The organism is Gordonia sp. UCD-TK1, assembly GCF_001691435.1.
GTDB classification, from domain to species: domain Bacteria; phylum Actinomycetota; class Actinomycetes; order Mycobacteriales; family Mycobacteriaceae; genus Gordonia; species Gordonia hongkongensis.
This window is the reverse complement of sequence record NZ_LZMP01000002.1, coordinates 104,345-127,946: the sequence shown is the minus strand read 5'-3', so window position 1 is coordinate 127,946 and position 23,602 is coordinate 104,345. Positions and strand designations below refer to the sequence as shown.

The window sequence follows — 23,602 nt, the reverse complement described above, 5'->3', positions numbered from 1 at the left end:
CTCCCGGAGAGGCGTCCGGTAGTGTGCGCGTCCTGCGGTGAAGAGTGCGGAGTCCGTACCGGCAATCACCTGACCCGATCAACCAACGGCAAGGCAAGCATGAATTTTGCATCCCTGGTCCGCCCCGACCGCACGTCGGCACCGGAGTCCGTCGACCGCCTGACCGCCGATGACGACCTGTTCGTCCGGATGGACGTCGTCCTCGGCCTCCCCGTCGTGAACCAGACGCTCTGGCGGTTCCCGGGCACGGTCGACGTCGACACCATCACCGCACTCGGCCAGAAGTTGCGTTACGGGCGCCTGAGCAGGCTCGTCACCCGACACCGTGGACCCGGCCGCGCGTACTGGCGCTACACCCCGGAGGCGGGCGCGGTCTCGGTGCAGACCGAACCGGTACCGGCCGGCGACGAGGAGGCCTGGGGGCGGGCACAGGCGGACGCCCCACTCGACTTCGAGAACGGGCCGGCGTGGCGGCTCGTCGTCGCCCGCGCGGCCGCCGACGACTCGGTGCTGGTCTCGCTGGTCATCTCCCATGTCATCGCCGACGGCGGCACCGGAGCGGTCGCGGTCATCGAGGCCATCCACGGCCTCGACTACGTGCCCGGCGCCGAACCCGGCCTCGTCTCCGACGTCCGCGATGCGGCGGACCTGCTGTGGACCGCKGGCACGACCGCGGCGCGGATCTGGCGGGCGAGCCGGTCCACCCCGCCGCCCTCCCCCGTGCGGGTGACCGGCCGGCCCACACCCGACACCGACGTCTCGAGCGCCGAGACCGCGCCGAATGTCACGGTCCTGATCCCGCAGGCGGACTACACCGGGGCGGCGGAGTCCCGCGGGGGCACCGACAACAGTCTCTTCGCCGCCCTGATGGTCGGCATCCTCGAGCGCAGCGGCCGCGTGTCGGAAGGGGACGTCGTCCCGGTCTCGCTGCCGGTCTCCTCCCGCACGCTCGACGACCGGCGGGCCAACGCCAGCTCGGGCGCAACGGCTTTCGTGGAGGTCGTCCCCGGGCGCTACGACGACCTCACCGCGGTGCGCACCGCATGCAAGGACGCCTACGGCAGACTCGCCGCGAACTCGGGCGCCGTCGCGCAACGAGCCGTCGTGTTGCAGGCGCTGAGCCCGTCGATCACGCGGCGCCTGGCGTCCAAGGTGACCACACCGCTGTGCCTGGCGTCGAACGTCGGCCAGGCCCCCGACGAGTTCGCGACGCTCGGCACCGGAACCGCTGGTGCACTGTCGATCCGGGCCATCACCGCGACCGGCGACCCGGTGCGGTTGCGCGACCGCAAAGGCGGTGTCAGCGGCTGGCTCGCGATCAACGACGGCCACGTGATGTTCAGCGTCAGTTCCCTCGACCCGGTCCGCATCCCCGACGCCGCGTCCCTGCGGTCCCTCGTCGACGACGAGCTCGCCGCCTGGGGGATCTCGGGAAAGCCCTGGGGCGCATGAGGTTCGCATTCGCGGTCCACGGCAGCCGGGGTGACATCCAGCCGGCGATCGCGCTCGGCGCCGAGCTCACCCGGCGCGGACACGGGGTACGTCTGGCCGTACCGGAGGATCTGGTCGACATGACCGCCGCGACGGGTCTGCCGACCGAGGTGCTGGCACCGTCGACCGCCGAGCTCCTCGCGAGCCCTCTGGTGAAAGAACGCCTCAAATCGAAGAACCCGCGCGTACGTCTGCGTGCACTCGGCGAGGTCGCCGAACACGGGCGCGCGACCTCCGAGCGCGTGATGCGCGAGCTCGCCGACTCCTCGGATCTGCTCGTGACCGGTCCGCTCGCCCAGGACCGCGGCGAGGCGATCGCACAGAGTCGTGGAATCCCGTTCGTGCCGTTGCACTTCTGTCCGCTGCGGCCCAACGCGAGCCTCGACGTCCGCTACCGCCGCTACCCCCGGCCCGTCTCGCGAGCGATGTGGCTGCTCGCCGACCGCACCTATTGGCTGACGGTGCGCGGGGCGGACCGTCGACTCCGCCACGAACTCGACCTACCGGCCGCGAAAGGCCCACTCGGGAGCCGACTCCGGGCGCGGGGCGTGCCGGAGATCCAGGCCTACGACGCCGCGCTCTTCCCCGGTCTCGACGAGGAGTGGGGCGCGCAGCGTCCGCTGGTCGGATTCCTGTTGCCCGACAAAGCGTCCCGGAGTGCGATGGCGACCGGGAACGACGCGACGGCCGCCGCGCTGGACTGGATCGGCGGGGGCGAACCACCCGTCTATGTCGGTTTCGGCAGCATGAAGATCAGCAGCGAGCAGATCACCGCCATCGTGTCCACTCTGCTCGCCCGCGGCCTGCGCGTCATCGGGCACACCGAACACCCGCTGCCACACCACGACCGGCTGCTGCACATCGATGGGCCCGTCGACCACGAGCTCCTGTTGCCGCAGTGCGGCGGTGCCGTTCACCACGGTGGCGCCGGCACCACGGCGGCCGTGGCGCGCGCCGGGATCCCGTCGGTGGTCGCGTGGTTGAGCGCCGATCAGCCGATGTGGGCGGCCGCCCTGCGCAGAGCCGGCGCCGGAGCGGGCAACCGTCTCGCCCGGTTCGGCCCGGACGATCTGGCCCCCCTCACCGATCCCGCGGTGGCGGCGGGCGCGGCCGGTCTCGCCGCGCGTCTCACCCCGCCGGCCGAGGCCACCGGCCGGGCCTGCGACATCCTGCTGAGCTCGGGGAATTAGCCCGCGGCGTCCAGCAGCGCGGTGGCCACCGCGGCGATCCCCTCGCCGCGGCCGGTCATGCCCAGGCCGTCGGTCGTTGTCGCCGACACCGACACCGGGCCGCCCAGCACGTCGGACAGCACCTGCTGCGCCTCCGCACGGCGCGGTCCGATCTTGGGCCGATTGCCCACCACCTGTACGGCCGCGTTCACCACGCGGAGCCCGTCGGCCTCGATGAGAGTCCGTACGTGCGAGAGCATCTGGACTCCCGAGACACCCTCCCACTCCGGGCGACCGGTGCCGAACACGGAACCCACGTCACCCAGACCCGCCGCCGACAGCACCGCATCGCACAGCGCGTGGGCGCCGACGTCGCCGTCGGAGTGGCCTTCACACCCCGGTTCGTCGGGAAAATACAGACCGACCATCCAGCACTCGGCGGACGCGTCGACGCGATGGGCATCGGTACCGATGCCGACCCTCATCGACCACCGACCATGTCGCGCACGATACGCAGGTCCCAGGGCGTGGTGATCTTCATGGCAAGCGGGTCTCCGGGGACGAGGTGGACATCGATTCCGCATCTCTCGACGAGGCCGGCGTCGTCGGTCGCGATACCGGCGTCATCGGCGTGCGCGCGGAGGAGGGCGTCACGGGCGAAACCCTGGGGGGTCTGCACGGCGCGCAACTCCTCGCGGTCGACGGTCCGCGTCACGCGCTCGAGACCGGCCGGGCCGGGCTCGACCTGTTTGAGGGTGTCGACGACGGGAACGGCGGGGACGACCGCCTGATGCCCGGCGCGGATCGCGGCGACGACGTCGGTGAACACCCGCGCGGGGGTGAGTGGTCGCGCGGCGTCGTGCACGAGCAGGATGCCGGCGTGGCCGGCGGCGGCGATGCCGGCGCGCACCGAATCCGACCGGTGAGCGCCACCGGCGACGACGCGCACGCCGGTCAGCAACGCCGATGCCCGCTCGACGAGGTCGGCGGGCACCACGACGACCACGGTCGCCCCCAGCGAGGCGGGGATGTTGTCGACGCATCGCTCGAGGATCGTCCGTCCACCCACGTCCACGAAGGCCTTGGGCACCGGCTCACCGAGCCGGGTTCCCGACCCGGCGGCCGGGATGATGACACAGACTTCTGCGCCGGAAAGCTCCGGCGTAGGGGTCACGAAGAGTCCTGAACCWGGTACGACCGGCGGTCAGGAAGCGGCGGCGAGGACCTCGTCCAGCATGCTGGTGGCCTTCTCGTCGTCGGTGTTCTGGGCGAGTGACAACTCSTCGACCAGAACGCGACGGGCTCGGGTCAGCATCCGCTTCTCACCGGCCGACAACCCACGATCCTGTTCGCGACGCCAGAGGTCGCGGACGATCTCGGCGACCTTGATGATGTCGCCCGAGATCAGCTTCTCCTGGTTCGCCTTGAACCGGCGCGCCCAGTTGGTCGGCTCCTCGGTGTGCGGGGCCCGCAGAACCTGGAAGACCTGATCGAGACCTTCCTGCCCGACGACGTCGCGAACGCCCACGTACTCGAGCTTCGTCGAGGGAATCTGAACGGTCATGTCACCGTCGGCAACCTTGAGAACAAGGTATTCGATCTGCTCACCCTTGATGGTCCGGGTCACGATGTCTTCGACCCGGGCAGCACCGTGATGGGGGTAAACGACGGTGTCGCCAACTTTGAAATTCAATGTTCCTTGCCCCTTTCGAGTGAAGCCAGTCTAGCACGGGCGTTCCGAGGCACCCACCCAACGGTGCAGGTCAACGCGGTGAACAGGTTTCATGACAGGCTCTTGCGAGGTCGCGAGGGGTGCGCGGTGAGGGTGGGCTACCCCACCGGAGCTCCCCGTCGGCCTGGCGCGGGGTACGCCCCACCACGGTGTCGACCGGGCTCCCCGGCACCGCCCGCCGACCCCTGGGACGACGTGGGCTCGACCACCCGGCGACCGCTGCGGGGCCGTGGCGCCGGCGACGGCGACAGACCAATCGGGTACCCGGCCGGACTTTTCCGCACCGCGCCCACTACGCTGCGTAGTGCAGGGTTTCGCGCGCTGCATGTCGGCTTCGTTTGACCTGGGAGGATCGGGTGTCAGTGCTATCACTTTCCGCGCGGCGGTCGGCGGTTCGGCCATCTCGCATGGTGACCGCGGTTGCCGCGATCGGCATCGCCGTCGCCCTCGGCACCACCGGCTGCGGTGCGGGTCAGATCTCGCAGACCGCCAATCAGCTGCCCGCGATCAACGGCGCGAACGTCAACTACGACGAACTCGAGCTCCGCGACGTGCAGATCCTCTACCCCGAGAACGACGCATCGACGGTCTTCGGCGACGGCGGACCGTTCGAGCTGGCGTTCGTCATCGCCAATTCCGATCCGCTGGTCTACTACCGCCTCAAGGGGATCAACCCCGAGGAGGGGCAGGTCACCTTCATCGAGGGCGCCGAGGCCGATGACCGCGTCATTCCGCCCAACGGCGCGCTGCGCGGCGGCACCCCGGTCGGCGCCAACCCCGAGTTCGAGAAGCGCCTCAGCGTCGAGCTCGACAACACCGGTGACACGGTCGCGGCGGGTCTGACGACCGAGCTGACGTTCGTGTTCGAGAAGCGCGAGGCCGACGGCCGCTGGGTCGATGCCGGCCAGACCACCGTCGACGCCCCGGTCGACGGCGGCGCCGAGCTCGAGCGCCAGGACGTGGCACGTAACGCCGAGCCGACGTTCTACAACCAGCATCACGGCGACGAGGGCCACGGCGAAGAGGGCTCCGGGGCCGGCACCGGCGAACACGGCGCCGACGGCGAGGGTCACGGCGAAGGCGGCCACTGACCACCGGTCGAACCACTTCCACGAGCGAGGCCCGGCACACGCCGGGCCTCGCTCGTTCTGTCGGCCCCGCCCCCTAGGCTGACCGGGTGGCCAGAACCAAGACGTCCTTCCGCTGCACCGCGTGTGGCCATCAGGTGCCCAAGTGGGTGGGCCGCTGCCCCGAGTGCGGCGAATGGGGCACGATCGGCGAGGTGGCCGGGCCGGCACCGTCGGCGCGCTCGACCGCGGCGGTCGCACCGTCGAGCCCCGCTCTGCGCATCACCGAGGTCGACGCCGAATCGTCCGCCGCGATCCCCACGGGCATCGGCGAGCTCGACCGGGTGCTGGGCCGCGGCGTCGTCCCGGGCTCGGTCATCCTGCTGGCCGGTGAGCCCGGCGTCGGCAAGTCGACGCTGCTGCTCGAAGCCGTCAAACACTGGGCGGCACAGGACCGCACGGCGCTCTACATCACCGGCGAGGAATCTGCCGGGCAGGTCCGCATGCGGGCCGAGCGCACCGGCGCGGTGCACCCGAACGTCTACCTGGCCGCCGAGACCGACCTCGCGACGATCCTCGGCCACGTCGACTCCGTCGCGCCGTCACTCATGATCGTCGACTCGGTCCAGACCCTCGTCGCCTCCGGGGCCGACGGCGTCACCGGCGGCGTGACCCAGATCCGGGCGGTCACGACCGCACTGGTCTCGCTCGCCAAGAACCGCGGGGTCGCGGTCATCCTCGTCGGCCACGTCACCAAGGAGGGCGCGGTCGCCGGGCCGCGGTCGCTGGAGCACCTCGTCGACGTCGTACTCGCGTTCGAGGGTGACCGGCACTCGACGCTACGCATGGTCCGCGGTGTCAAGAACCGGTTCGGGGCGGCCGACGAGGTGGGGTGTTTCGAACAGCGCGACGACGGCATCCATCAGGTCCCGGATCCCTCCGGAATCTTTCTGCATCAACGTGATTCGGATGTGAGCGGCAGCGCGACCCTGGTGACCATGGACGGCAAACGCGCACTGGTGGGCGAGGTCCAGGCGCTGGCGAACGGCACCGAGATGAACATTCCGCGCCGGGCGGTCTCCGGCCTGGACATGAACCGCGTCTCGATGGTGCTCGCGGTACTGCAGGCACGCGGGGGTCTGAAACAGATCGCGAAGAGCGAGGTGTATCTCTCCACGGTGGGCGGCATGCGCGTGACCGAGCCGGCCGCCGATCTCGCGATCGCGCTCGCCGTGTACTCCACGGTGAAGAACCAGCCGATCCCGCAGTCGACGGTGGTCGTCGGCGAGGTCGGGCTCGGCGGTGAGGTCCGTCGTGTCTCGGCCGTCGCGCGCCGACTCGCAGAGGCGAAGCGACTCGGCTTCCGGGAGGCGATCATCCCCGCGGCCACCGACGAGGAACTGCCGACGGGCATCCGGATCCTGCGTGTGGCGAACCTCGGCGACGCCGTCGGTCTCCGCGACGCCGATCCGGTGGACGCGCCCTTCTGACCCGTCCCCCTGGCCGCTGCGCCTAGGGGTACATCCGGCGTTTGTACTCCTCCGCCCGGGCGCTCTTCTCGACATGGGCGGCGAAGTGCTTCCGCACATCGATCGTCACGAAGATCGCGTGTGCGCTGGCCACCGGCTCGTCCGGATTACCGATGTGGGCGACCGCCTCGGTGAAGATCTTGCGGCGCTGTCGGCCCAGCAAGGTGCCGGTGAACTGCAGCGTCGAGCCCACCGGGATGGGCCGGATGTAATCAACCTCGAGATGCACCGTCACCCCGGAGGGCCCGATCAGGAGCGGGATCGTGCCCATCACCTCGTCGAACGCGGTGCTCAGGATGCCGCCGTGGATGACGCCGGGGCCGCCCTCCATCCGGGTCTCGACCTCCATCGACGCGTCGACGGTGAACCCCTCACCCGCATGCACCACCAGATGCAGGCCCTGCGGGGAGTCCGGTCCACAGCCATAGCAGGTCGGGTTGTGCATGCGGACGGGTTCGCCCGGCTTGGCCGCCTTCGGGTGGCGTTCCACCTCGTCCAGGTCGTCGGGCACCACGAAACTGCTGCTCTTCACACCCCGGTACCCTAGTCACCATCAGAACGGCCGATGTCGCTGGCATCCGGCCTTGCGCGGGTGGGCGCCGTCCCCGCGGGGACGGACGGGTCACTGGAGGGAAGTCATGGTTGCCGAGGTGGTCAGATCCGAGCTGACGCGCGACACGGTGGCGCGCGTCGCGCCCGGCACGCCGCTTCGTGACGGCCTCGAACGCATCCTGCGCGGCGGCACCGGCGCCCTCATCGTGCTGGGGCACGACTCCGACGTCGAGAAGATCTGCGACGGCGGTTTCCACCTCGACGTGGAGTTCGCGCCGACGCGACTGCGCGAACTCGCCAAGATGGACGGCGCAGTCGTGCTCTCCACCGACGGCAAGCGCATCGTGCGGGCCAACGTCCAGCTGGTCCCCGATCCCTCCATCCCGACCGAGGAGTCGGGCACCCGTCACCGCGCGGCGGAGCGGACCGCCATCCAGACCGGGCATCCGGTGATCTCGGTGAGCGCGTCGATGTCGATCGTGAGCGTCTACGTCGACGGCGCCCGCCGGGTCGTCGAGAGCCCGGACCCGATCCTGTCCCGCGCCAACGTCGCGCTGGCCACCCTCGAGCGGTACAAGGCCCGGCTCGACGAGGTGATCTCGGCGCTGTCGCGCGCGGAGATCGAGGACTACGTGCTGCTGCGCGACGCGATGTCGACCGCCCAGCGCATGGAGATGGTCCGTCGTGTGTCGGCCGAGATCGAGGAGTACGTCCTCGAACTCGGTGTGAACGGCCGGCAGGTCAGCCTGCAGCTCGAGGAGCTGATCAGCGACAACGACACCATGCGCGAACTGCTCGTCCGCGACTACTACGCCAGCCCCGAACCGGCGACCGCCGAGGATGTCCGCCAGGCGCTCGAGGTCGTCGAGAACCTCAGCGACGCAGACCTTCTCGACCTCACCCTGCTCGCCGGGGCCTTCGGGTACCCGACGACGATCGAGGCCCAGGACACGGCGATGAGTCCCCGCGGTTACCGTCTGCTCGCCCGGATCTCGCGGCTGCAGTTCGCCCACGTGGACCGGCTCGTGCGCAGCTTCGGGACCCTACAGGCGCTGCTCGCGAGCTCGTCGGCCGATCTGCAGGCGGTCGAGGGTATCGGCAGCATCTGGGCCCGCCACATCCGTGAGGGACTGTCCCGCCTGGCCGAGACCAGCATCGAGCGCTACGACTGATCGCGCGTATTCGGGCGACTGGTACCTCGATCACGGCAACGGCCGCGAGGCCGCTAGTTGGACAGCAGTGCTCGTTCGATCATCTGCGCGTCATCGTTCGCGTCCGCCGACCACGCATACCAGTTGTGTCCGCCGTTCCGATAGTTGAACGAGATCGGCAGTCCGAGACGTGCCGATACGGCCTGGAGGGCCACCGTCGAGAACATAGCGCCAGACTCCAGCGCAACTCCCAGAGCTAGCGCGGTTGCCGCCTGCTGCACGAGCTTCGGACCCGATCCGGGATCAGCAGCCAATCGTTCCTGAAGGACCTGGTTGGCTTCGCGGAGTTCATTGCTGGTCGGAATTCCGTTCCCGGAGGAAACAATCACGGTCTGGCGAGTTCGCGCGACTTCGCCGATACGGGACAGGACGTCGTTCTGTGCCCAGCGGTTACCCGGCGCCTCAGGGTCTCCCCACATCGCGGTGCGTCCGTTCTCGATGTCGGCACGCTCACGCTGGATGGCAGGTATTCCCAACCACCCGAGCGGGTTGTCAGTCGGATAGTAGCCGGAGTAGGAACGGGCCACTTTGAACACCGTTGGATGGTCCAGCGCAAGGACGATCGCCGGACCCGCGGACATCGATACCCCGACGATGCCGTTGCCCGATCTCGGCACATCGAAGTTCCGCTGCAGATACTTCGGCAGTTCGACCCCGATGAACGAGCTCCATTGCGGCGGAATCGACTGACCGGTGGGCGCTTTCTCCCAGTCTGTCATCCACTCACCTGCACCACCGGCCGGAAAGACGAGAGTGTTGACGGAATCGTAGGCAGCGACGGTTTCAGGCTCCGCTGTCCACGTACTGAACTCCGGATTCGACCCCAATCCGTCCAGGAAGTAGATTCCGCGCCCTGCCTGGCGCTCTCGTGTGTCTGCGGCTCGGATCTGGACCGTGGCCTCTCGCCCGAGCGCAGTCGAGTCGAAGGTACATGTCTGTAGGTTCTGAGCGCGCTCGGCCGGCGTTCTCCAGACGCAACCCGCGTCAGCCCTGAGCATCTCCGGGTCGGATGCCACTGCGGGCCCGCTGCCCCACACCAGCGTTGATGATGCGCACGTCACCGCAACGCCCGCGGCAACCACACAGCGACGCATGAACGCCTTGAATCCGACTCGGATGAGAGACCTCCCCGCCAGACGAGACCGAGGTAGGAGATCTCATCATTGATACTCAACGAGTCGGTACTTTACCTAGCGAACGAATAGTTCGCGGTACCCGCCTGGCCGAGACCAGCATCGAGCGCTACGACTAGTCGCCTGGCCCGGCGAACGTGACCGTCGCTCAGGGCTGTTGGGCCGGGGCGACCATGTTGAACGTGATCGGGAACGATTCGCGTTCGCCGATCTTGCCGATGGCGGAGTAGGAGCCGGCGGGCACCTGGGTCCGCGGGCGCTCGCAACCGGGGCTGCTGGTGGTGCCCGACCAGGTGATCGTGTCCTTGACCTGCTGCGCAGGCTTGAGCACCACGTTGTTGACGGTGTTCAGCGGCGAGCAGTCGCGCGCCGACCACAGCGTCCGGGTGCCGTCCAGGGTGCGGACGATGACGTTCTGCACGGCCTTCCCGACGTCGCGGGTGCACTCGGACAGTCCGGCGTTGGTGGTCACGATGGTGAACACCGGGTTCTGCCCGATCGTGTAGGTGGGCTTGTCGGTGTAGAGGACCACCGAGATCGCCTGATCCGGGCACAGGGCCGGCCCGCCTGCCGCTCCGGGAACGCCTGCTGGACTTGCCGATTCGACCGGGGTCGCGGACCCCGCGGGCGGCCCCGCCGGAGCACCCGCCCCGCCGCCGGCGCCGCCCCCCGCATCCGGTTCACCCGAGGCGCCACCCGCCTGCGGTTCCGACGCGGCTGGCGCGGATGCCGTCGACGACGCCGACGAGCTCGACGGCACGCTCGCGGAGGCTGCGGTGTTCTGCGGATCCCCGCTTCCCGACGTCATCCACACGATCAGTGCGACGACCAGACCGACCACGACCAGCGCACCACCCGCGGCGACGACGCGGCGTCGCCAGTAGATCTCGGGTGGCAGCGGGCCCTGGGGTTCGATCACGACCACAACGCTAACGGCCGGGTCTTGACTTCTGGTTCATCAGGTGCGGCGTGTCGCAGCGGGAAAGCGGTCCCGAGCAGGCAAAGTCTAGAGTTCGCCTTCAGGTCCACCGCATGCGGAGACGAATACGACGTCAGGCAGACTCGGCCGCCACCGCGGTGGGCGCCGGGCGTTCACCGATGTCCCCGTACACGCCCTGGACGTTCACCTGACCCTCGCTGAGCTGGTAGGTCAGGCCGACGATCGCCAGGCGGCCGGTACTGATCCGGTCGGCGATGATCCGGCTGCGCTGCATGAGCAGCTGCCCGGTCTCCACCACATGGCGGGCCTCGAACTCGTCGACTCGTGTCAGGCCCTCGCTACGGCCGGCGAGGATGCTGGGGGTGACCCGTTCCACGACGTCGCGGATGTAACCGCCGGGGATCTGGTTGTCGTCGAGCGCGTCGAGGGTGGCCTTCACCGCCCCGCAGCTGTCGTGTCCGAGGATCACGATGAGCGGCACCTGCAACACCTCGACGGCGTACTCGAGCGAACCGAGGACCGCCGAGTCGATGACCTGACCGGCCGTGCGGACGACGAACATGTCGCCGAGACCCTGGTCGAAGATGATCTCGGCCGCCAGCCGCGAGTCGGCGCAACCGAAGAGCGCGACGTGCGGATGCTGGCCCCCGGCGAGTCGCGCCCGGTCCTCGATACCCTGGCTGGGATGCCGAGATTCACCTGTCACAAATCGGTTGTTGCCGTCGCGCAGGATGCGCCAGGCCTGCCGTGGTGTCGTTGCGGTCATGCCCAATAGTGTGCCATCGGGCCATCTGCTCGGTTGGTTCGATATGCATGAACGGGATCTTCCGTGGCGTGACCCGTCGTGTAGCGGCTGGCAGATCCTCATCAGCGAGATCATGTTGCAGCAGACGCCGGTGTCCCGGGTGGTCGAACCCTGGCGGGAGTGGGTCCGGCGGTGGCCGGTCCCCTCGGCGATGGCGGTCGAACCGGCCGGGGAGGTCCTGCGGGCGTGGGGCAAGCTCGGCTACCCCCGACGCGCGCTCCGCCTTCACGAGTGCGCCAAGGTGCTGGCCGCCGACCACGGCGATCGGGTTCCCGAGGATGTCGAGACCATGCTGGGACTGCCCGGTATCGGGGACTACACCGCACGGGCGGTCGCCTGCTTCGCCTATGGACAGGCCGTGCCGGTGGTCGACACCAACGTCCGGCGGGTCATCGTCCGCGCGGTTCACGGGCGCGAACAACCGGCGAATCCGTCGCGGCGGGATCTCGCCGACGCGCAGGCGCTGCTCCCCCGGTCCGTCGACGGCACCTACGCCGCGTCGGCACCACGCTTCTCGGCGGCGCTGATGGAACTCGGCGCGCTCGTCTGCACGGCTCGAAACCCCAAGTGCGACAAGTGCCCTCTCGTCGACGGTTGCACCTGGGTCGGCCGCGGCCGGCCGGCGCACGCCGGACCGCCGCGCCGGGTGCAGAAGTTCGCCGGCACCGATCGTCAGGTGCGCGGGCTGCTCCTCGATGTCCTGCGCAACACGAGCGGCGCCGTCGACCGCGCCGCACTCGACGTCGTGTGGACCTCCGACACCGCCCAGCGTGACCGGGCCCTGGATTCGCTGCTCGTCGACGGACTCGTGGAGATCACCGCGAGCGGACGCTACTGCCTCGCCGGCGAGGCATAGTCCGCCGGGACTCCGCCGAACGGCACCGAGACGGCTGTACCGGAACTCCGCTCGAGCCGGCGATGACAGACCTCATAATCCGTGCCGGGTTCATTGACCAGTCGTTTGATCGTTCGGAGATAGTCTCCCACCACGCCCGGATCGTTGCTAATGTCCCGATCCATGAGTCAGCCGCCGTATCCCCCTGTCCCGCCGCCGGACCCGCAGCAACCGGGCGGCTTCCCCGGGCAGCAGCCGCCCCAATACGGGCAGCAGCCGCCGCAGTACGGGCAGCAGCCTCCTCAGCAACCGCCGTACGGCCAGCAGCCGCCGCCGCAGCCGCAGTACGGCCAGGCCCCGCCTCCGCCGCCTCCGGGCGGGCCGCAGTACGGTGACGCCGGGGCCTATCCCGGAGCCCCGGATCCCTACGGCGCGCCGGGAGATTCGGGCAAGATCGACGTGGGCACCGCGTTCTCGTGGGCCTTCGGCAAGTTCAAGAACAACGTCGGCGCGATGATCCTGCCGGGCCTCGCGGTGTTCCTGTTGGGCGCAGCACTCATCGCGGTGGGGTTCTCCGCGGTGTCGATCTTCGGCACCACCGAGACCGTCGACTACGGCAATGGCTTCTACTACGAGGAGACGTCGCTCGGCCTCGGCGGCGGCATCCTCCTCGGCCTGGTGTACCTCGTTTTCATCCTGGGCCTCCTCTACATCCAGGCGAGCATCATCTCGGGCGCGGTCCGGGTGGCCAACGGCGAACCGGTGACGGCGAAGTCGTTCCTGACCCCGATCCGCTTCGGGCCGGTCATCGGAACCGCGATCCTCGTCGGCCTCATCACGGGTATCGGCTACGCGCTGTGCATCATCCCGGGCATCATCGCGATGTTCTTCCTGATGTTCTCGGTGGTCGCGACCATCGACAAGAGTCTGTCGCCGATCAACGCGATGAAGGCGTCCTTCGAGTTGACCAAGTCGAAGGTCGGCGACTCGATCCTGACCCTGCTGGTCACCTACGCCATCAACCTCGTCGGTGTGCTCCTCTGCTACGTGGGACTCATCGTCGCGGCTCCGGTGGCCCAGTTGTTCCTAGTGCACTGCTGGCGCCGGCTCAACGGCGCGCCCATCGCGCCGGCCGACCCGGCCTGACGCCACCCGTTCCTTCTCGGGGCGTACACGATTCGTCGTGTACGCCCCGAATTACGTTGCGCAGCAGCCTCAGCGGTCGAGGCCGGACAGAAATGCCTCCACCGCACCGCGATAGACATGCGGCGCGTCGTCGTGGATCAGATGTCCGGCACCCGGCACGCGGAGGTATCGGGCGTGGTCGTTGACCGCGCACATCGTCCGCATCTGCCCCGGCGGGGTGACCCCGTGCTCGGCCTCGATCAGCAGCGCCGGCACGTCGACCGAACGCCATTGCGTCCAGAAGTCGCGTCGGCCCCATTCCTCGGCGATCGCGGTCCACAACGGAATCCGGCCGTGTAACCGGCCGTCGTCGAAGGCCTCGAAGAAGTAGCGGCCGGCCACCGGCCCGAACATCTCGACGGCTTCGGCCTCGGAGGCGAATCGGTCCGGCCAGGACTCGAACCACGGGGTCCAGCTCGTGGTGGTCCGGCCGCGGAAGTCGGGGGCCATGTCCTCGACGACCAGTGCCGCGACGAGTTCGGGGTACTCCGCCGCCGCGCACCAGGCGTGCAGGGCTCCCATCGAATGCCCGATGAGGACCGCAGGCCCGCGGTCGATCCAGGTGAGGACCTCGGCGAGGTCGGCGACGAACCGCTCCGTCGCGAGTTCGCCGCCGTCGCAGGGTTCTTCGGCGTCGGCGCCGGTGTGGAACGCGGCGTCGTAGGTGAACACCCGGCCGTACCGGCGCAGCCACGGGACCTGGCGGCGCCATGTCCGTCCGCGGCCCATCAGGCCGTGCAGCAACACGATGGGCGGCGCCGCGCGCTCGACTGTGGCCGACGATCCGTTCGCGTCGTCCGCGACTTCGGGACCACCGTGGTCGCGAAGTCCGGTCTCCTGCGGAACCTCACCGTCGAACATGCCAGAACTGTAGTCGCAGAACCGCAGTGCCACCGACGACCGGCACGGGGCCCGACCGCCGTGTCGTCGTTCCCCAGACGACCGGCCCCGCGCAGCGCCTATGGTGGACGCATGTCTGTTGTGAAGATCAATGCCATCTCCGTCCCCGAGGGCGCGGGCCCCGAACTGGAGAAGCGGTTCGCCAATCGCGCCCACTCGGTCGACGGGTCCAAGGGGTTCCTCGGATTCCAGCTGCTGCGTCCGGTCAAGGGCGACGACCGCTACTTCGTCGTCACCGAGTGGGAGTCCGAAGAGGACTTCCAGGCCTGGTCGGCGGGACCGGCCCGCGAGGCGCACTCCGGTGAGCGCGCGAAGCCGGTCGCCTCGGGTGCGGATCTGCTCGAGTTCGAGGTCGTGCTCGACGCGCGACCCAAGTCCTGAGACGAGCACGCCCTGACCTCTGAACCGGCGGCGGGCGAAACGCTCGTCGCGCCCATGTTCCCGCTCGGCACCGCCCTGGTGCCGAGCGCGGAACTGCCGTTGCGCATCTTCGAGCCACGCTATCGGCAGATGCTGGACGACCATGCCGACACCTCGACCGACCCGCCCACGGTCAGATTCGGCGTGGTACTCATCGAGCGCGGTTCCGAGGTCGGCGGCGGCGAATCACGCTGCCGGGTCGGCACCTTGGCACACGCCGAGATCACCGGCCGGCTGCCGGGCGGCCGCGCGGCGCTGACCGCAATCGGCCGTCGCCGGTTCCGGGTCGAGGAGTGGCTGCCCGACGATCCATATCCCCGCGCCCGCATCACGGTGTTGCCCGAACGGACCCCGAGCCGCTCCGATCTGGCCCGTCTGCGCGACCTCGCCGAACGACACCGCGAGCTGATCCGGCGAAAGTTCCGCGCCGCCGGCGAGGACCCCGAGCCGATCATCGCCGCCTTCGCGCTCATCGACTCCGATCCCCGGGCCGCAGACCTCTCGCCCATCCACCGGTGGGCGGCGCAGACGGCGGGACAACCGCATGACCAGCAACGACTCCTCGAGGCCGAGGACCCGTCCGACCAGATCGAGATCCTCCACGACGTGCTGCAGGGGATGGAGGCCCGGGTGGCCTTCGGCAGTTCCTGACGACCACCCCTGGCATCAGAGTTAGAACGTGTTCTAGTATTGCGTGTGCCGTAGTTCACACCTGTCCATCGGCGGCTGTCGGCCGCCCTCGCCCGGGCAGGGCCCCGTCCTCTGAGGAGCACACGCGTAATGACCGAGACCGTGGAGTCCCAACCCGCCACCCTCATCGGCGGGGGCGATCAACCCCAGTTGCTCATCGGCGGCCGATGGGCCGATCCCCATTCCACCGAGACCCTCGAGGTCCACTCCCCCGCCACCGGTGAGCGCGTCGGTTCGGTACCGCTCGCCGATGCCACCGACGTCGACGCCGCGGTCCGCGCGGCGCGCGCGGCCTTCGACTCCGGGGTCTGGAGTTCGACGCCGCCCGCACAGCGCGCCGACATCATCGCGAAGGTCGCTGATCTGATCGACGAGCGGGGCGACGAGATCACCGCGCTCGTATCCGCCGAGATGGGCGCGCCGCCGAGCGCGGTCAGCACCCTCCAACAGCTCCCCGGCACCGGTGTCCTGCGCGCCTACGCCAACGCGGCCCGTGACTATCAGTGGGAGGAATACCGCACCGGCCTGTTCGGCACCACCAGGATCACCCGCGAACCGGTGGGCGTCGTCGGCGCGATCTGTGCCTGGAACGTCCCGCTGTTCATCACCTGCAACAAGATGGGTGCCGCGCTGGCCGCAGGCTGCTCGGTGGTGCTCAAACCCGCACCCGAGACCCCCATGACCGGCAACTACGTCGCGCAGCTGTTCATCGAGGCGGGCGTTCCCGCCGAGGCGATCTCGGTGGTCACCGGTGGCACCGAGACCGGGCAGGCGCTCGTCGCGCATCCCGACGTCGACAAGATCACCTTCACCGGTTCGACCGCGGCCGGCAAGGCGATCGGCGCGGCCTGCGCCCAGACCCTCAAGCGGTGTTCGCTCGAGCTGGGCGGCAAGTCGGCCGCCATCGTCCTCGACGACGTCGACCTCGCCGCGAACGCCTTCATGCTGACGTTCCTCGGCCTGTTCAACACGGGCCAGGCATGCGTCGCGCAGACGCGAATCCTGGTGCCGCGCAGCCGACAGGACGAGATCGTGGCCGCGATGGTCGAGGCCGCGAAGGCGATGAAGGTCGGGCTGCCGTCCGATCCGGAGGCCCAGCTCGGACCGCTGATCACCGAGAACCAGCGGAACAAGGTCGAGGAGTATGTCGAACTCGGCAAGAAGGCCGGCGCCACCGCGGTTCTCGAGAGCGAGCGGCCCGCCGGACTCGACTCCGGCTACTTCCTCACCCCCACGATCTTCACCGGCGTCACCAACGACATGGCCATCGCGCAGGAGGAGATCTTCGGGCCGGTGCTGTCGGTGATCGCCTACGACGACGTCGACGAGGCCATCGCCATCGCCAACGACTCGAGCTACGGACTCGCCGGCACGGTGTGGACGAACGACGTCGAGCGCGGTATCGAGATCTCCACCAAGATCCGCACCGGAACCTTCGGGATCAACTGGTACGCCATCGATCCCGAGTCACCGTTCGGCGGTTACAAGAACTCGGGCATCGGCCGTGAGAACGGCCGAGAAGGTCTCGAGTCCTTCCTCGAGCACAAGTCGACGATGCTGCCGATGGGCTACGAGGTGTCCACGGGTTAGACCTCCCGCCTCTCACAGGGGGGAACCGGGGCCGGACGACGCGTACGTCCGGCCCCGGTTCTTGTTTCGTGCCCGCCCACAGGCAGAGAGCCGCTGACTATTGCTCCCTGAGGTGCGAGGAGCGATAGCGACGAGCCACGAAGGGCCTGGTGAGGCACGCTGCGGAGCCCTTCGTGGCTCGCTTCGCTCGCACCTCAGGGAGCAGAAAGGGGCCCGCCCGCCAACTCGAGGACCGCTGCCGCACCGGTGTCGACCGGCGGCTGGTGGGTGACCACGACGACGATGCGGTCGGGCCCGAACAGGTCCCGCTCGATCCCCAGGAGGCGCCGCAACAGCTCGTCGGAGTCCGCCTCGTCGAGATGCTCGGTCGGTTCGTCGAGCAGGACGACCGGCGCGGGATGCAGCAGTGCGCGGGCGAGCAGCAGTCGCCGCCGCTGCCCGCCGCTCATCGCATCGGCCCCACCGGTGAGGACGGTGTCCAGACCGTCGGGAAGTGCTGCGGCCCAGCGGTGCAACCCGGCTGCCGCCAGCGCGGCATCGATCTCCTCGTCGGTGATGTCACCGCGGGCGACGCGCAGGTTCTCGCGGACCGACGTCGAGAAGATGTGTGCCTCCTCGGCAAAATAGCATCCCGCCGAACGTAACCCGACGATCGAACCGTCGCCGACATCGACCGCCTCGACGTCCCCGGCCATCGGCGGCAACAAACCTGCGAGGGTGAGGAGCAGCGTCGACTTCCCCGCCCCGCTCGGGCCGGTGACCACCAGACGCGAACCAGGTCGCAGGTCGAGATCCACGCCCGCCGCGGGACCGAGGATCTCCCGACCTCGGTGTCCCCAGCGCAACCCCGTGGTCCTCAGGCGCACCGGAGACCGATACACCTCGGCGTCGGCCACATCGACCGTTCCGTCGGCGTGCGCCCCGTCGACCAGCGCCATGAGCCGGGCGGCACTCTGTCGGCTCCGCTCGATCTGCAGCCCGGCCTCGGTGAGCGGCGCGGTGGATTCGAAGGCCGACAGCGGCAGCAGGACGAGCACACCGAGGATCATCGGCGTCAGTCCAGCCCCCGAACTCACCCCGGCGAGCGAACCCGAAGTCGCCGAGGCCAATTCGACGGCGATGACGCATGCCGCGATCAGCGACGCACCCAATGCCAGCGGGGTCGCCGCCGCGGCGGATGCCTGCCACCGGATACCCCGGTCCGTGGCGTCGAGATGCCGCCGGTCGGCGGATGCGGACGCGGCCAGCACGTCGCGACGCCGACGCGCGACGACGAGTTCGGGCGCGTGCCACAGCGCCGTCGTGGCGGCCTCCGTCGCCTCGGACGCGGCCTGCGCGCCGTCGCGGATCGACCGGGCACCACCGCGTGCGGCCAGCCACGGCGCCACACCGCCGCTGACGGCCAGCGCGAGTGCGAGCACCACGGCCGCGGGCACCGAGACCAGCGCCATCACCACTACTGCCGCAAGCGATGTCGTGGCACCGATGCCGATCGGGATGAGGCCGCGGATGAGGGCGTTGCCGATCTCGTCGACGTCGTCACCGGTCCGGTTGAGCAGTTCACTCCGCCGCAACGTGACCGAGTAACCCGGTGCGCCCGACGCCAACGCCGTGTACACGCGCTGCCGCGCGGTGGCCATGGCCTGCAGGGCGAGATCGTGGGTCGCCAGCCGTTCCAGATAGCGGAACACTCCGCGCGAGATACCCAGCGCCCGGACCGCGGTGATCGCGACCGACAGGTACAGCACCGGCGGCATCTGCCACGCACGGGTGATGAGCCAGGCCGACAGCGCCGCCAGGAAGAGGGCCGAGAGCGAGCCGCCGACACCGAGCGCGAGCGCGGTGAGCGCGGGACGCCGGCGCAGGCCGAGGAAGCCCAGTGCCCGGATCAACGGATCACCGCGCATGGTCCACCTCCTCGGCCGTGCCCGCGGCTGCTGTGCCGGTGGCCGCCGGGAAGTCCACCACCCGGTCCGCGTACTCGCGGGCGACTCCCCGGTGCGCCACCACGACGACGGTGTCCCCGGCCCGAGCGCGATCGCGGAGTGCGGCGAACACGTCGCGCTCGGACGCCTCGTCGAGGTGGGCGGTCGGTTCGTCGAGCAGCAGCAGCGGCGCCGGCGAGGCGAGGACTCGGGTCAGGGCGAGGCGTTGCCGTTGTCCCGCGGAGAGCCCGACCCCGCCGGTTCCCAGCACCGTGCCGAACCGGCCCGGCAGTCCACCCAGGACTGCGGCGAAGCCTGTTGCCGCGGACACCGATTCGAAGGCGTCGCGGTCCAGCGCGCCGAACAGCTCCAGGTTCTCGGCGACCGTGCCCGGCACGATCACCGGTTGCTGGGGCAGCCAGGCGATCTGTTCGTGCAGCGCCGCCGGATCGGCCTGACCGACCGGGGTGGACCCGATCAGCACCGATCCCGCGTCCGGAGCGAGCAGGCCCATCATCGCCGCCAGCATCGTCGACTTGCCCGACCCGTTCGGTCCGGCGAACACGGTCAGCGCCCCGGGTTCGATCGTCGTGCGGAGGCGCTCCGGTGCCCATCCGTCGCGCCCGTGGATGCCGACGTCGAGCACGGTGATCGGTTCGCCTGCGACGCTGACCCCGCGATTCCCGGTGGCGGACGGCGCGGCCGCGTCAGAAGGCCGTGTGATGAGCTCGAAGACCTGCTCGGCTGCGGTGAGGCCGCCGGTGGAATTGTGGAACTGCATGCCGACCCGACGCAGCGGCAGGTAGGCCTCCGGCGCCAGGATCAACGCGAAAACGCCCGCGTACAAGGACATCTCGCCATAGACGAGACGGAGACCGATCCCCACGGCGACCAGTGCGACGCAGAGCGTGGCCAGTAACTCGAGGACGGCGCCCGACAGGAACGCGACCCGCAGCGAACTCATCGTGCTGCGGCGGTGGGCTTCACCGAGTTCACCGACCCGAACCGCCGGGGCGCCGGCCCGGTTCAGTGCGCGCAACGTCGGCAATCCGGCGATGAGGTCGAGGAGCTGGGCACTCAGCCGGCTCATCGTCGCCAGCTTGCGTGTGGTGCGATCGCGCGTCATCAGTCCGACGAGCACCATGAACAGCGGGATGAGGGGCAGGGTGACGAGGATGATGAGCGCCGACGGCCAGTCGGCGAACGCGATGACCACCGTGACCGTCGGCGTCAGAACCGCCGCGGCCACCAGGGCCGGTAGGTAGCCCGACAGATACGGCCCAAGGGCGTCCAGCCCGCGCAGGAGGACAGTGCTCGCGTGTTCGCGGATCGCCGTCAGCGATCGCGGCGACGTGCGGGCCGGATCGGTGAGGACATCGAGGGCCTCGGCACGCATCTCCGCGATCGCACGCTCGGCGGCGCGGTGCGCGTATCGGTCGTGTCCGTATGCCATCGCGGCCCGGGCCGCCAGTGCTGCGGCCAACACGGTCAGGTGAACGCCCTGCGCGGCGAACGACCGCGCCCCGGGCGACACGATCAGTTCGGAGACGATCGACGCCACCATCGCGGCCACCACGATGATCGCGACCACCTCGGCCACCGCGAACGCCGCGGTGACCCCGACATACCGCCGCGTCGTCGGCGAATACCGCAGCAGCCGGGGGTCGAGCGGAGGCCGGGCGGTGCGTCTCACTTGCTCGGGATTCGCAACGACGGAAGTCCGGCCGGGTCCGGGATGTGCGCGACCGACAGTCGCTTTCGGAACACCCAATAGGTCCAGGCCTGGTAGCCCATCACCACCGGGGTGATGAGCACGGCCGCCCACGTCATGATCGTGAGGGTGTAATCGCTCGACGACGTGTTCTCGATGGTGAGGTTCCACTGCGGATTCAGGGTCGACGGAATCGTGTTCGGGAAGAGCACGGCGAACAGCGTGGCGACCGTGCCGGCGATCGCGATGCAGGTGAACATGAATGCGTAACCCTCGCGGCGGATCTGGGTGGCGGCCACCATGCCCACCGCGGCGACGGCGGCGATGAGCACCGGAATCCAGGTCCACGAGCTGCCGTAGGCGAACTGGGTCCACAGCAGGAACACGGCGGCCACGATCAGTGTCGGCCAGGCCAGCCGGGCAGCGTAGCGAGCCGAATCCTCCTGCAGCACACCGGAGGTCTTCAGCGAGATGAACACCGCCCCGTGGGTGAGGAACGCGAGCAGGGTCGTGGCGCCGCCGAGCAGGGCATACGGGTTGAGGAGGTTGAAGAACCCACCCGTGTACTGGGCGTCAGCGTCGATCGGGAGCCCGCGCACGATGTTGGCGAACGCCACACCCCACAGGATCGCCGGAATCCACGAACCCAGCCCGATTCCGACGTCGCACCACACGCGCCAGCGGGGGTTGTTGATCTTGCCCCGCCACTCGATCGCGCAGACCCGCACGATGAGCCCGATGAGGATGAGGAACAGCGGTAGGTAGAACGCACTGAACATGGTTGCGTACCAACCGCCGAAGGCCGCGAACAACGCCGCACCCGCGGTGATGAGCCAGACCTCGTTGCCGTCCCAGACCGGGCCGATGGTGTTGAGGAGCGCGCGGCGCCGTTTGTCGGGGTCGGCTTCGGGATCGTCGGCGGCGACCTTGTCGTCGCCGCCGGTGTGACTCGAACCGAGGATCGGCATCAGCATGCCGACACCGAAATCGAAGCCCTCCAGTACGAAATACCCGACGAACAGGAACGCGATGACCAGGAACCAGATTTCTTCGAGACTCATGAGCACGCTCCTCTAGTACGCGAACGAGAGCTGTTTGGGTTCATCGGAATCGGACTCGTCGTCGTCGGTGTGGCCCGGCGGTCGCGCATCGTGTGCGGCCGGGCCCTCGATGACATAGCGCCGCTGCAGCATGAACCACACGATGCCGAGGGCACCGTAGAGCAGCGTGAAACCGATCAGCGTGACGAGCACGGTGCTTGCCGAATGGTTGGACACACCGTTCTGCACCAGCATGCTGATCCGGAGCGGGTCGAGGTCGTCCTCCCAGTTGGGCGCCACGACCCACGGCTGGCGTCCCATCTCGGTGAAGATCCAGCCGGAACTGTTGGCCAGGAACGGCGTCGGGATCATCAACAGGGCGATGAAGCCGAAGCGTCTGGATTCGACCACCCGCTTACGGCGCGTGAACCACAGTCCGCCCAAGGCCACGACCACCGAGCCGAGCGCCCAGGTGATCATCGCCCGGAAGCCCCAGTAGGTCACGAAGAGGTTGGGTGCGAAGTTCTGGTTCGCCGGCACGTTCGGCTGTCCGGCGAAGGCCCGGGTGTACTGCTCCTGTAGTTCCTCGACGCCCTGCAGAGTCGAATCGAAGTCGTGATTCGCGAGGAACGACAGCATCTTCGGGATCTCGATGACGTGTTCGATGTTCTCGCAGTTGTTCTGGCGGCCGATCGACAGAACCGAGAAACCCGGACCCGTCTCGGTCTCGCACAGCGACTCCGCGGACGCCATCTTCATCGGCTGCTGTTTGAACATGATCTGCGCCTGGAGGTCCCCGGTGATGAACAGCGCGACACCGGAGACGATGGTGATCCACAACGCGAGTCTCGTGACCGGCCGCCAGAGGTCGCGGGCGTCCTTCTCGAGGTCCTCGGGTGTGGCGTCGACGTGGCTCGGCGAGGTGCTGTCCGGGATCTCGGACAGGTCACCGGTGTCGGCGGCCTCGCGGATCTTCTTGGCCCGCCATGAGTTCCGCGCCATCCACCAGATGCCGATGGCCGCGACGAAGGTACCGGCGGTGAGGAAGGCGCCGGCGATGACGTGCGGGAAGGCCGCCAGGGTCGTGTTGTTGGTGAGCACCGCGACGAAGTCGTTCATGGCAGGCCGGCCGCGTTCGTCATCCCATGTGACGCCGACGGGGTGCTGCATCCACGAGTTCGCGGCGATGATGAAATACGCCGACGCGTTCACACCGATGGCGGCCAACCAGATACAGGCCAGGTGCACGCGGCGCGGCAGGCGGTCCCAGCCGAAGATCCAGAGCCCGATGAACGTCGATTCGAGGAAGAAGGCGACGAGACCCTCCAGGGCCAGTGGCGCGCCGAAGACATCGGCGACGAACCGGCTGTACTCGCTCCAGTTCATGCCGAACTGGAACTCCTGGACGATGCCGGTCGCGACACCGAGCGCGAAGTTGATCAGGAAGAGCTTGCCGAAGAACTTCGTGGCGCGCAGCCACTGCTCGTTGCCGGTGACATGCCACACCGTCTGCATCACCGCGATCATCGGCGCGAGGCCGATCGTCAACGGCACCAGGATGAAGTGGTAGACGGTCGTGATCCCGAATTGCCATCTGGAGACGTCCAGAGCGTCCATATCGCCTCGAATCGAGTTGCCGGCCCCCGGGCTGCGGGGGCAAGGTCGAAACCTGCCGGG

Annotated in this window: 22 protein-coding genes; 10 read left to right on the top strand and 12 right to left on the bottom strand. The window is 69.0% G+C overall.

Annotated features, from left to right (window positions below; all coding sequences use genetic code 11):
* Window positions 1-99 precede the first annotated feature (99 nt).
* A complete protein-coding gene (locus A9310_RS02105) occupies window positions 100-1,452 on the top strand; it encodes a hypothetical protein (protein WP_065629176.1) in 1,353 nt (450 codons plus the stop codon).
* Complete coding sequence (locus A9310_RS02100; RefSeq protein ID WP_065629175.1) at window positions 1,449-2,681, top strand: nucleotide disphospho-sugar-binding domain-containing protein; 1,233 nt, start codon at window positions 1,449-1,451, stop codon at window positions 2,679-2,681. Before A9310_RS02105 ends, A9310_RS02100 begins: the two co-directional genes overlap by 4 nt.
* Here the strand turns inward: A9310_RS02100 and ispF are convergent.
* From ispF to A9310_RS02085, 3 genes are read right to left on the bottom strand one after another with little or no spacing between them, the layout of a single operon-like run.
* Complete coding sequence (gene ispF, locus A9310_RS02095; protein WP_055475225.1) at window positions 2,678-3,145, bottom strand: 2-C-methyl-D-erythritol 2,4-cyclodiphosphate synthase; 468 nt, start codon at window positions 3,143-3,145, stop codon at window positions 2,678-2,680. The genes A9310_RS02100 and ispF overlap by 4 nt on opposite strands.
* A complete protein-coding gene (gene ispD, locus A9310_RS02090) occupies window positions 3,142-3,834 on the bottom strand; it encodes a 2-C-methyl-D-erythritol 4-phosphate cytidylyltransferase (RefSeq protein ID WP_065629174.1) in 693 nt (230 codons plus the stop codon). Before ispD ends, ispF begins: the two co-directional genes overlap by 4 nt.
* A 30-nt stretch (window positions 3,835-3,864) precedes the next feature.
* On the bottom strand, window positions 3,865-4,353 hold the full coding sequence (locus A9310_RS02085) for a CarD family transcriptional regulator (protein WP_065629173.1): 489 nt from the start codon (window positions 4,351-4,353) through the stop codon (window positions 3,865-3,867).
* A 446-nt stretch (window positions 4,354-4,799) separates the two neighbouring features.
* Here A9310_RS02085 and A9310_RS02080 point away from each other — a divergent pair, with 446 nt between their 5' ends.
* The gene (locus tag A9310_RS02080; protein WP_065629172.1) at window positions 4,800-5,483 is read left to right on the top strand and encodes a hypothetical protein; all 684 of its coding nucleotides are present in this window, start codon (window positions 4,800-4,802) and stop codon (window positions 5,481-5,483) included.
* An 86-nt stretch (window positions 5,484-5,569) separates the two neighbouring features.
* Window positions 5,570-6,949, top strand: coding sequence for a DNA repair protein RadA (gene radA, locus A9310_RS02075; RefSeq protein ID WP_055475228.1), 1,380 nt, complete (start codon window positions 5,570-5,572; stop codon window positions 6,947-6,949).
* Window positions 6,950-6,971: 22 nt separating this feature from the next.
* On the opposite strand, the gene A9310_RS02070 is transcribed toward radA, so the two are convergent.
* Entirely contained in the window at window positions 6,972-7,499 is a 528-nt protein-coding gene (locus A9310_RS02070; RefSeq protein WP_171011614.1) for a PaaI family thioesterase, read from the bottom strand.
* 127 nt (window positions 7,500-7,626) lie between these two features.
* On the opposite strand from A9310_RS02070, the gene disA reads away from it, so the two are divergent.
* Window positions 7,627-8,712, top strand: coding sequence for a DNA integrity scanning diadenylate cyclase DisA (gene disA / locus A9310_RS02065; protein WP_055475230.1), 1,086 nt, complete (start codon window positions 7,627-7,629; stop codon window positions 8,710-8,712).
* 53 nt (window positions 8,713-8,765) lie between these two features.
* Here disA and A9310_RS02060 read toward each other — a convergent pair whose 3' ends face one another.
* The 3 genes from A9310_RS02060 to A9310_RS02050 form a co-directional block, all read right to left on the bottom strand.
* On the bottom strand, window positions 8,766-9,767 hold the full coding sequence (locus A9310_RS02060) for an alpha/beta hydrolase family protein (protein ID WP_254661150.1): 1,002 nt from the start codon (window positions 9,765-9,767) through the stop codon (window positions 8,766-8,768).
* Between the two features lie 265 nt (window positions 9,768-10,032).
* Window positions 10,033-10,803, bottom strand: a complete 771-nt coding sequence (locus A9310_RS02055; RefSeq protein WP_065629301.1) for a hypothetical protein — start codon at window positions 10,801-10,803, stop codon at window positions 10,033-10,035.
* A 133-nt stretch (window positions 10,804-10,936) separates the two neighbouring features.
* Window positions 10,937-11,590 carry a carbonic anhydrase gene (locus tag A9310_RS02050; RefSeq protein ID WP_065629170.1) on the bottom strand — a complete coding sequence of 218 codons (654 nt, stop codon included), beginning with the start codon at window positions 11,588-11,590 and terminating at the stop codon, window positions 10,937-10,939.
* On the opposite strand from A9310_RS02050, the gene A9310_RS02045 reads away from it, so the two are divergent.
* Window positions 11,589-12,485: an A/G-specific adenine glycosylase gene (locus A9310_RS02045; protein ID WP_065629169.1), complete on the top strand. Its 897-nt coding sequence runs from the start codon at window positions 11,589-11,591 to the stop codon at window positions 12,483-12,485. The two genes, A9310_RS02050 and A9310_RS02045, sit on opposite strands and share 2 nt — an antisense overlap.
* A gap of 162 nt (window positions 12,486-12,647) precedes the next feature.
* Complete coding sequence (locus A9310_RS02040) at window positions 12,648-13,610, top strand: hypothetical protein (protein ID WP_065629168.1); 963 nt, start codon at window positions 12,648-12,650, stop codon at window positions 13,608-13,610.
* A 69-nt stretch (window positions 13,611-13,679) separates the two neighbouring features.
* Here A9310_RS02040 and A9310_RS02035 read toward each other — a convergent pair whose 3' ends face one another.
* Window positions 13,680-14,510 carry an alpha/beta fold hydrolase gene (locus A9310_RS02035; RefSeq protein ID WP_065629300.1) on the bottom strand — a complete coding sequence of 277 codons (831 nt, stop codon included), beginning with the start codon at window positions 14,508-14,510 and terminating at the stop codon, window positions 13,680-13,682.
* Window positions 14,511-14,621: 111 nt separating this feature from the next.
* On the opposite strand from A9310_RS02035, the gene A9310_RS02030 reads away from it, so the two are divergent.
* The 3 genes from A9310_RS02030 (at window position 14,622) to A9310_RS02020 (ending at window position 17,249) form a co-directional block, all read left to right on the top strand.
* Window positions 14,622-14,930, top strand: a complete 309-nt coding sequence (locus A9310_RS02030; RefSeq protein ID WP_035717146.1) for an antibiotic biosynthesis monooxygenase — start codon at window positions 14,622-14,624, stop codon at window positions 14,928-14,930.
* 54 nt (window positions 14,931-14,984) lie between these two features.
* The gene (locus A9310_RS02025; RefSeq protein ID WP_065629167.1) at window positions 14,985-15,620 is read left to right on the top strand and encodes an LON peptidase substrate-binding domain-containing protein; all 636 of its coding nucleotides are present in this window, start codon (window positions 14,985-14,987) and stop codon (window positions 15,618-15,620) included.
* A 129-nt stretch (window positions 15,621-15,749) separates the two neighbouring features.
* Window positions 15,750-17,249 (top strand): aldehyde dehydrogenase, encoded by a 1,500-nt coding sequence (locus A9310_RS02020; RefSeq protein ID WP_065629166.1) that lies wholly within the window; start codon window positions 15,750-15,752, stop codon window positions 17,247-17,249.
* A 194-nt stretch (window positions 17,250-17,443) separates the two neighbouring features.
* On the opposite strand, the gene cydC is transcribed toward A9310_RS02020, so the two are convergent.
* The 4 genes from cydC to A9310_RS02000 are packed head-to-tail and all read right to left on the bottom strand — an operon-like array spanning window position 17,444 to window position 23,542.
* On the bottom strand, window positions 17,444-19,156 hold the full coding sequence (gene cydC, locus A9310_RS02015; protein WP_065629165.1) for a thiol reductant ABC exporter subunit CydC: 1,713 nt from the start codon (window positions 19,154-19,156) through the stop codon (window positions 17,444-17,446).
* Complete coding sequence (gene cydD, locus A9310_RS02010) at window positions 19,146-20,867, bottom strand: thiol reductant ABC exporter subunit CydD (protein WP_065629164.1); 1,722 nt, start codon at window positions 20,865-20,867, stop codon at window positions 19,146-19,148. The genes cydC and cydD overlap by 11 nt, the downstream gene beginning before the upstream one ends.
* Window positions 20,864-21,946 (bottom strand): cytochrome d ubiquinol oxidase subunit II, encoded by a 1,083-nt coding sequence (gene cydB / locus A9310_RS02005; RefSeq protein WP_065629163.1) that lies wholly within the window; start codon window positions 21,944-21,946, stop codon window positions 20,864-20,866. The genes cydD and cydB overlap by 4 nt, the downstream gene beginning before the upstream one ends.
* A gap of 12 nt (window positions 21,947-21,958) precedes the next feature.
* Entirely contained in the window at window positions 21,959-23,542 is a 1,584-nt protein-coding gene (locus A9310_RS02000) for a cytochrome ubiquinol oxidase subunit I (protein ID WP_065629162.1), read from the bottom strand.
* Window positions 23,543-23,602: the final 60 nt, after the last annotated feature.

Coding starts and splice junctions, on each gene's coding strand:
- A9310_RS02035 (WP_065629300.1), bottom strand. CDS start 14,510: ATGTTCGACGGTGAGGTTCCGCAGGAGACCGGACTTCGCGACCACGGT.
- A9310_RS02000 (WP_065629162.1), bottom strand. CDS start 23,542: ATGGACGCTCTGGACGTCTCCAGATGGCAATTCGGGATCACGACCGTC.
- ispF (WP_055475225.1), bottom strand. CDS start 3,145: ATGAGGGTCGGCATCGGTACCGATGCCCATCGCGTCGACGCGTCCGCC.
- cydB (WP_065629163.1), bottom strand. CDS start 21,946: ATGAGTCTCGAAGAAATCTGGTTCCTGGTCATCGCGTTCCTGTTCGTC.
- A9310_RS02100 (WP_065629175.1), top strand. CDS start 1,449: ATGAGGTTCGCATTCGCGGTCCACGGCAGCCGGGGTGACATCCAGCCG.
- A9310_RS02050 (WP_065629170.1), bottom strand. CDS start 11,590: ATGACCGCAACGACACCACGGCAGGCCTGGCGCATCCTGCGCGACGGC.
- A9310_RS02020 (WP_065629166.1), top strand. CDS start 15,750: ATGACCGAGACCGTGGAGTCCCAACCCGCCACCCTCATCGGCGGGGGC.
- A9310_RS02040 (WP_065629168.1), top strand. CDS start 12,648: ATGAGTCAGCCGCCGTATCCCCCTGTCCCGCCGCCGGACCCGCAGCAA.
- A9310_RS02025 (WP_065629167.1), top strand. CDS start 14,985: ATGTTCCCGCTCGGCACCGCCCTGGTGCCGAGCGCGGAACTGCCGTTG.
- A9310_RS02080 (WP_065629172.1), top strand. CDS start 4,800: ATGGTGACCGCGGTTGCCGCGATCGGCATCGCCGTCGCCCTCGGCACC.
- disA (WP_055475230.1), top strand. CDS start 7,627: ATGGTTGCCGAGGTGGTCAGATCCGAGCTGACGCGCGACACGGTGGCG.
- A9310_RS02030 (WP_035717146.1), top strand. CDS start 14,622: ATGTCTGTTGTGAAGATCAATGCCATCTCCGTCCCCGAGGGCGCGGGC.
- cydC (WP_065629165.1), bottom strand. CDS start 19,156: ATGCGCGGTGATCCGTTGATCCGGGCACTGGGCTTCCTCGGCCTGCGC.
- A9310_RS02045 (WP_065629169.1), top strand. CDS start 11,589: ATGCCCAATAGTGTGCCATCGGGCCATCTGCTCGGTTGGTTCGATATG.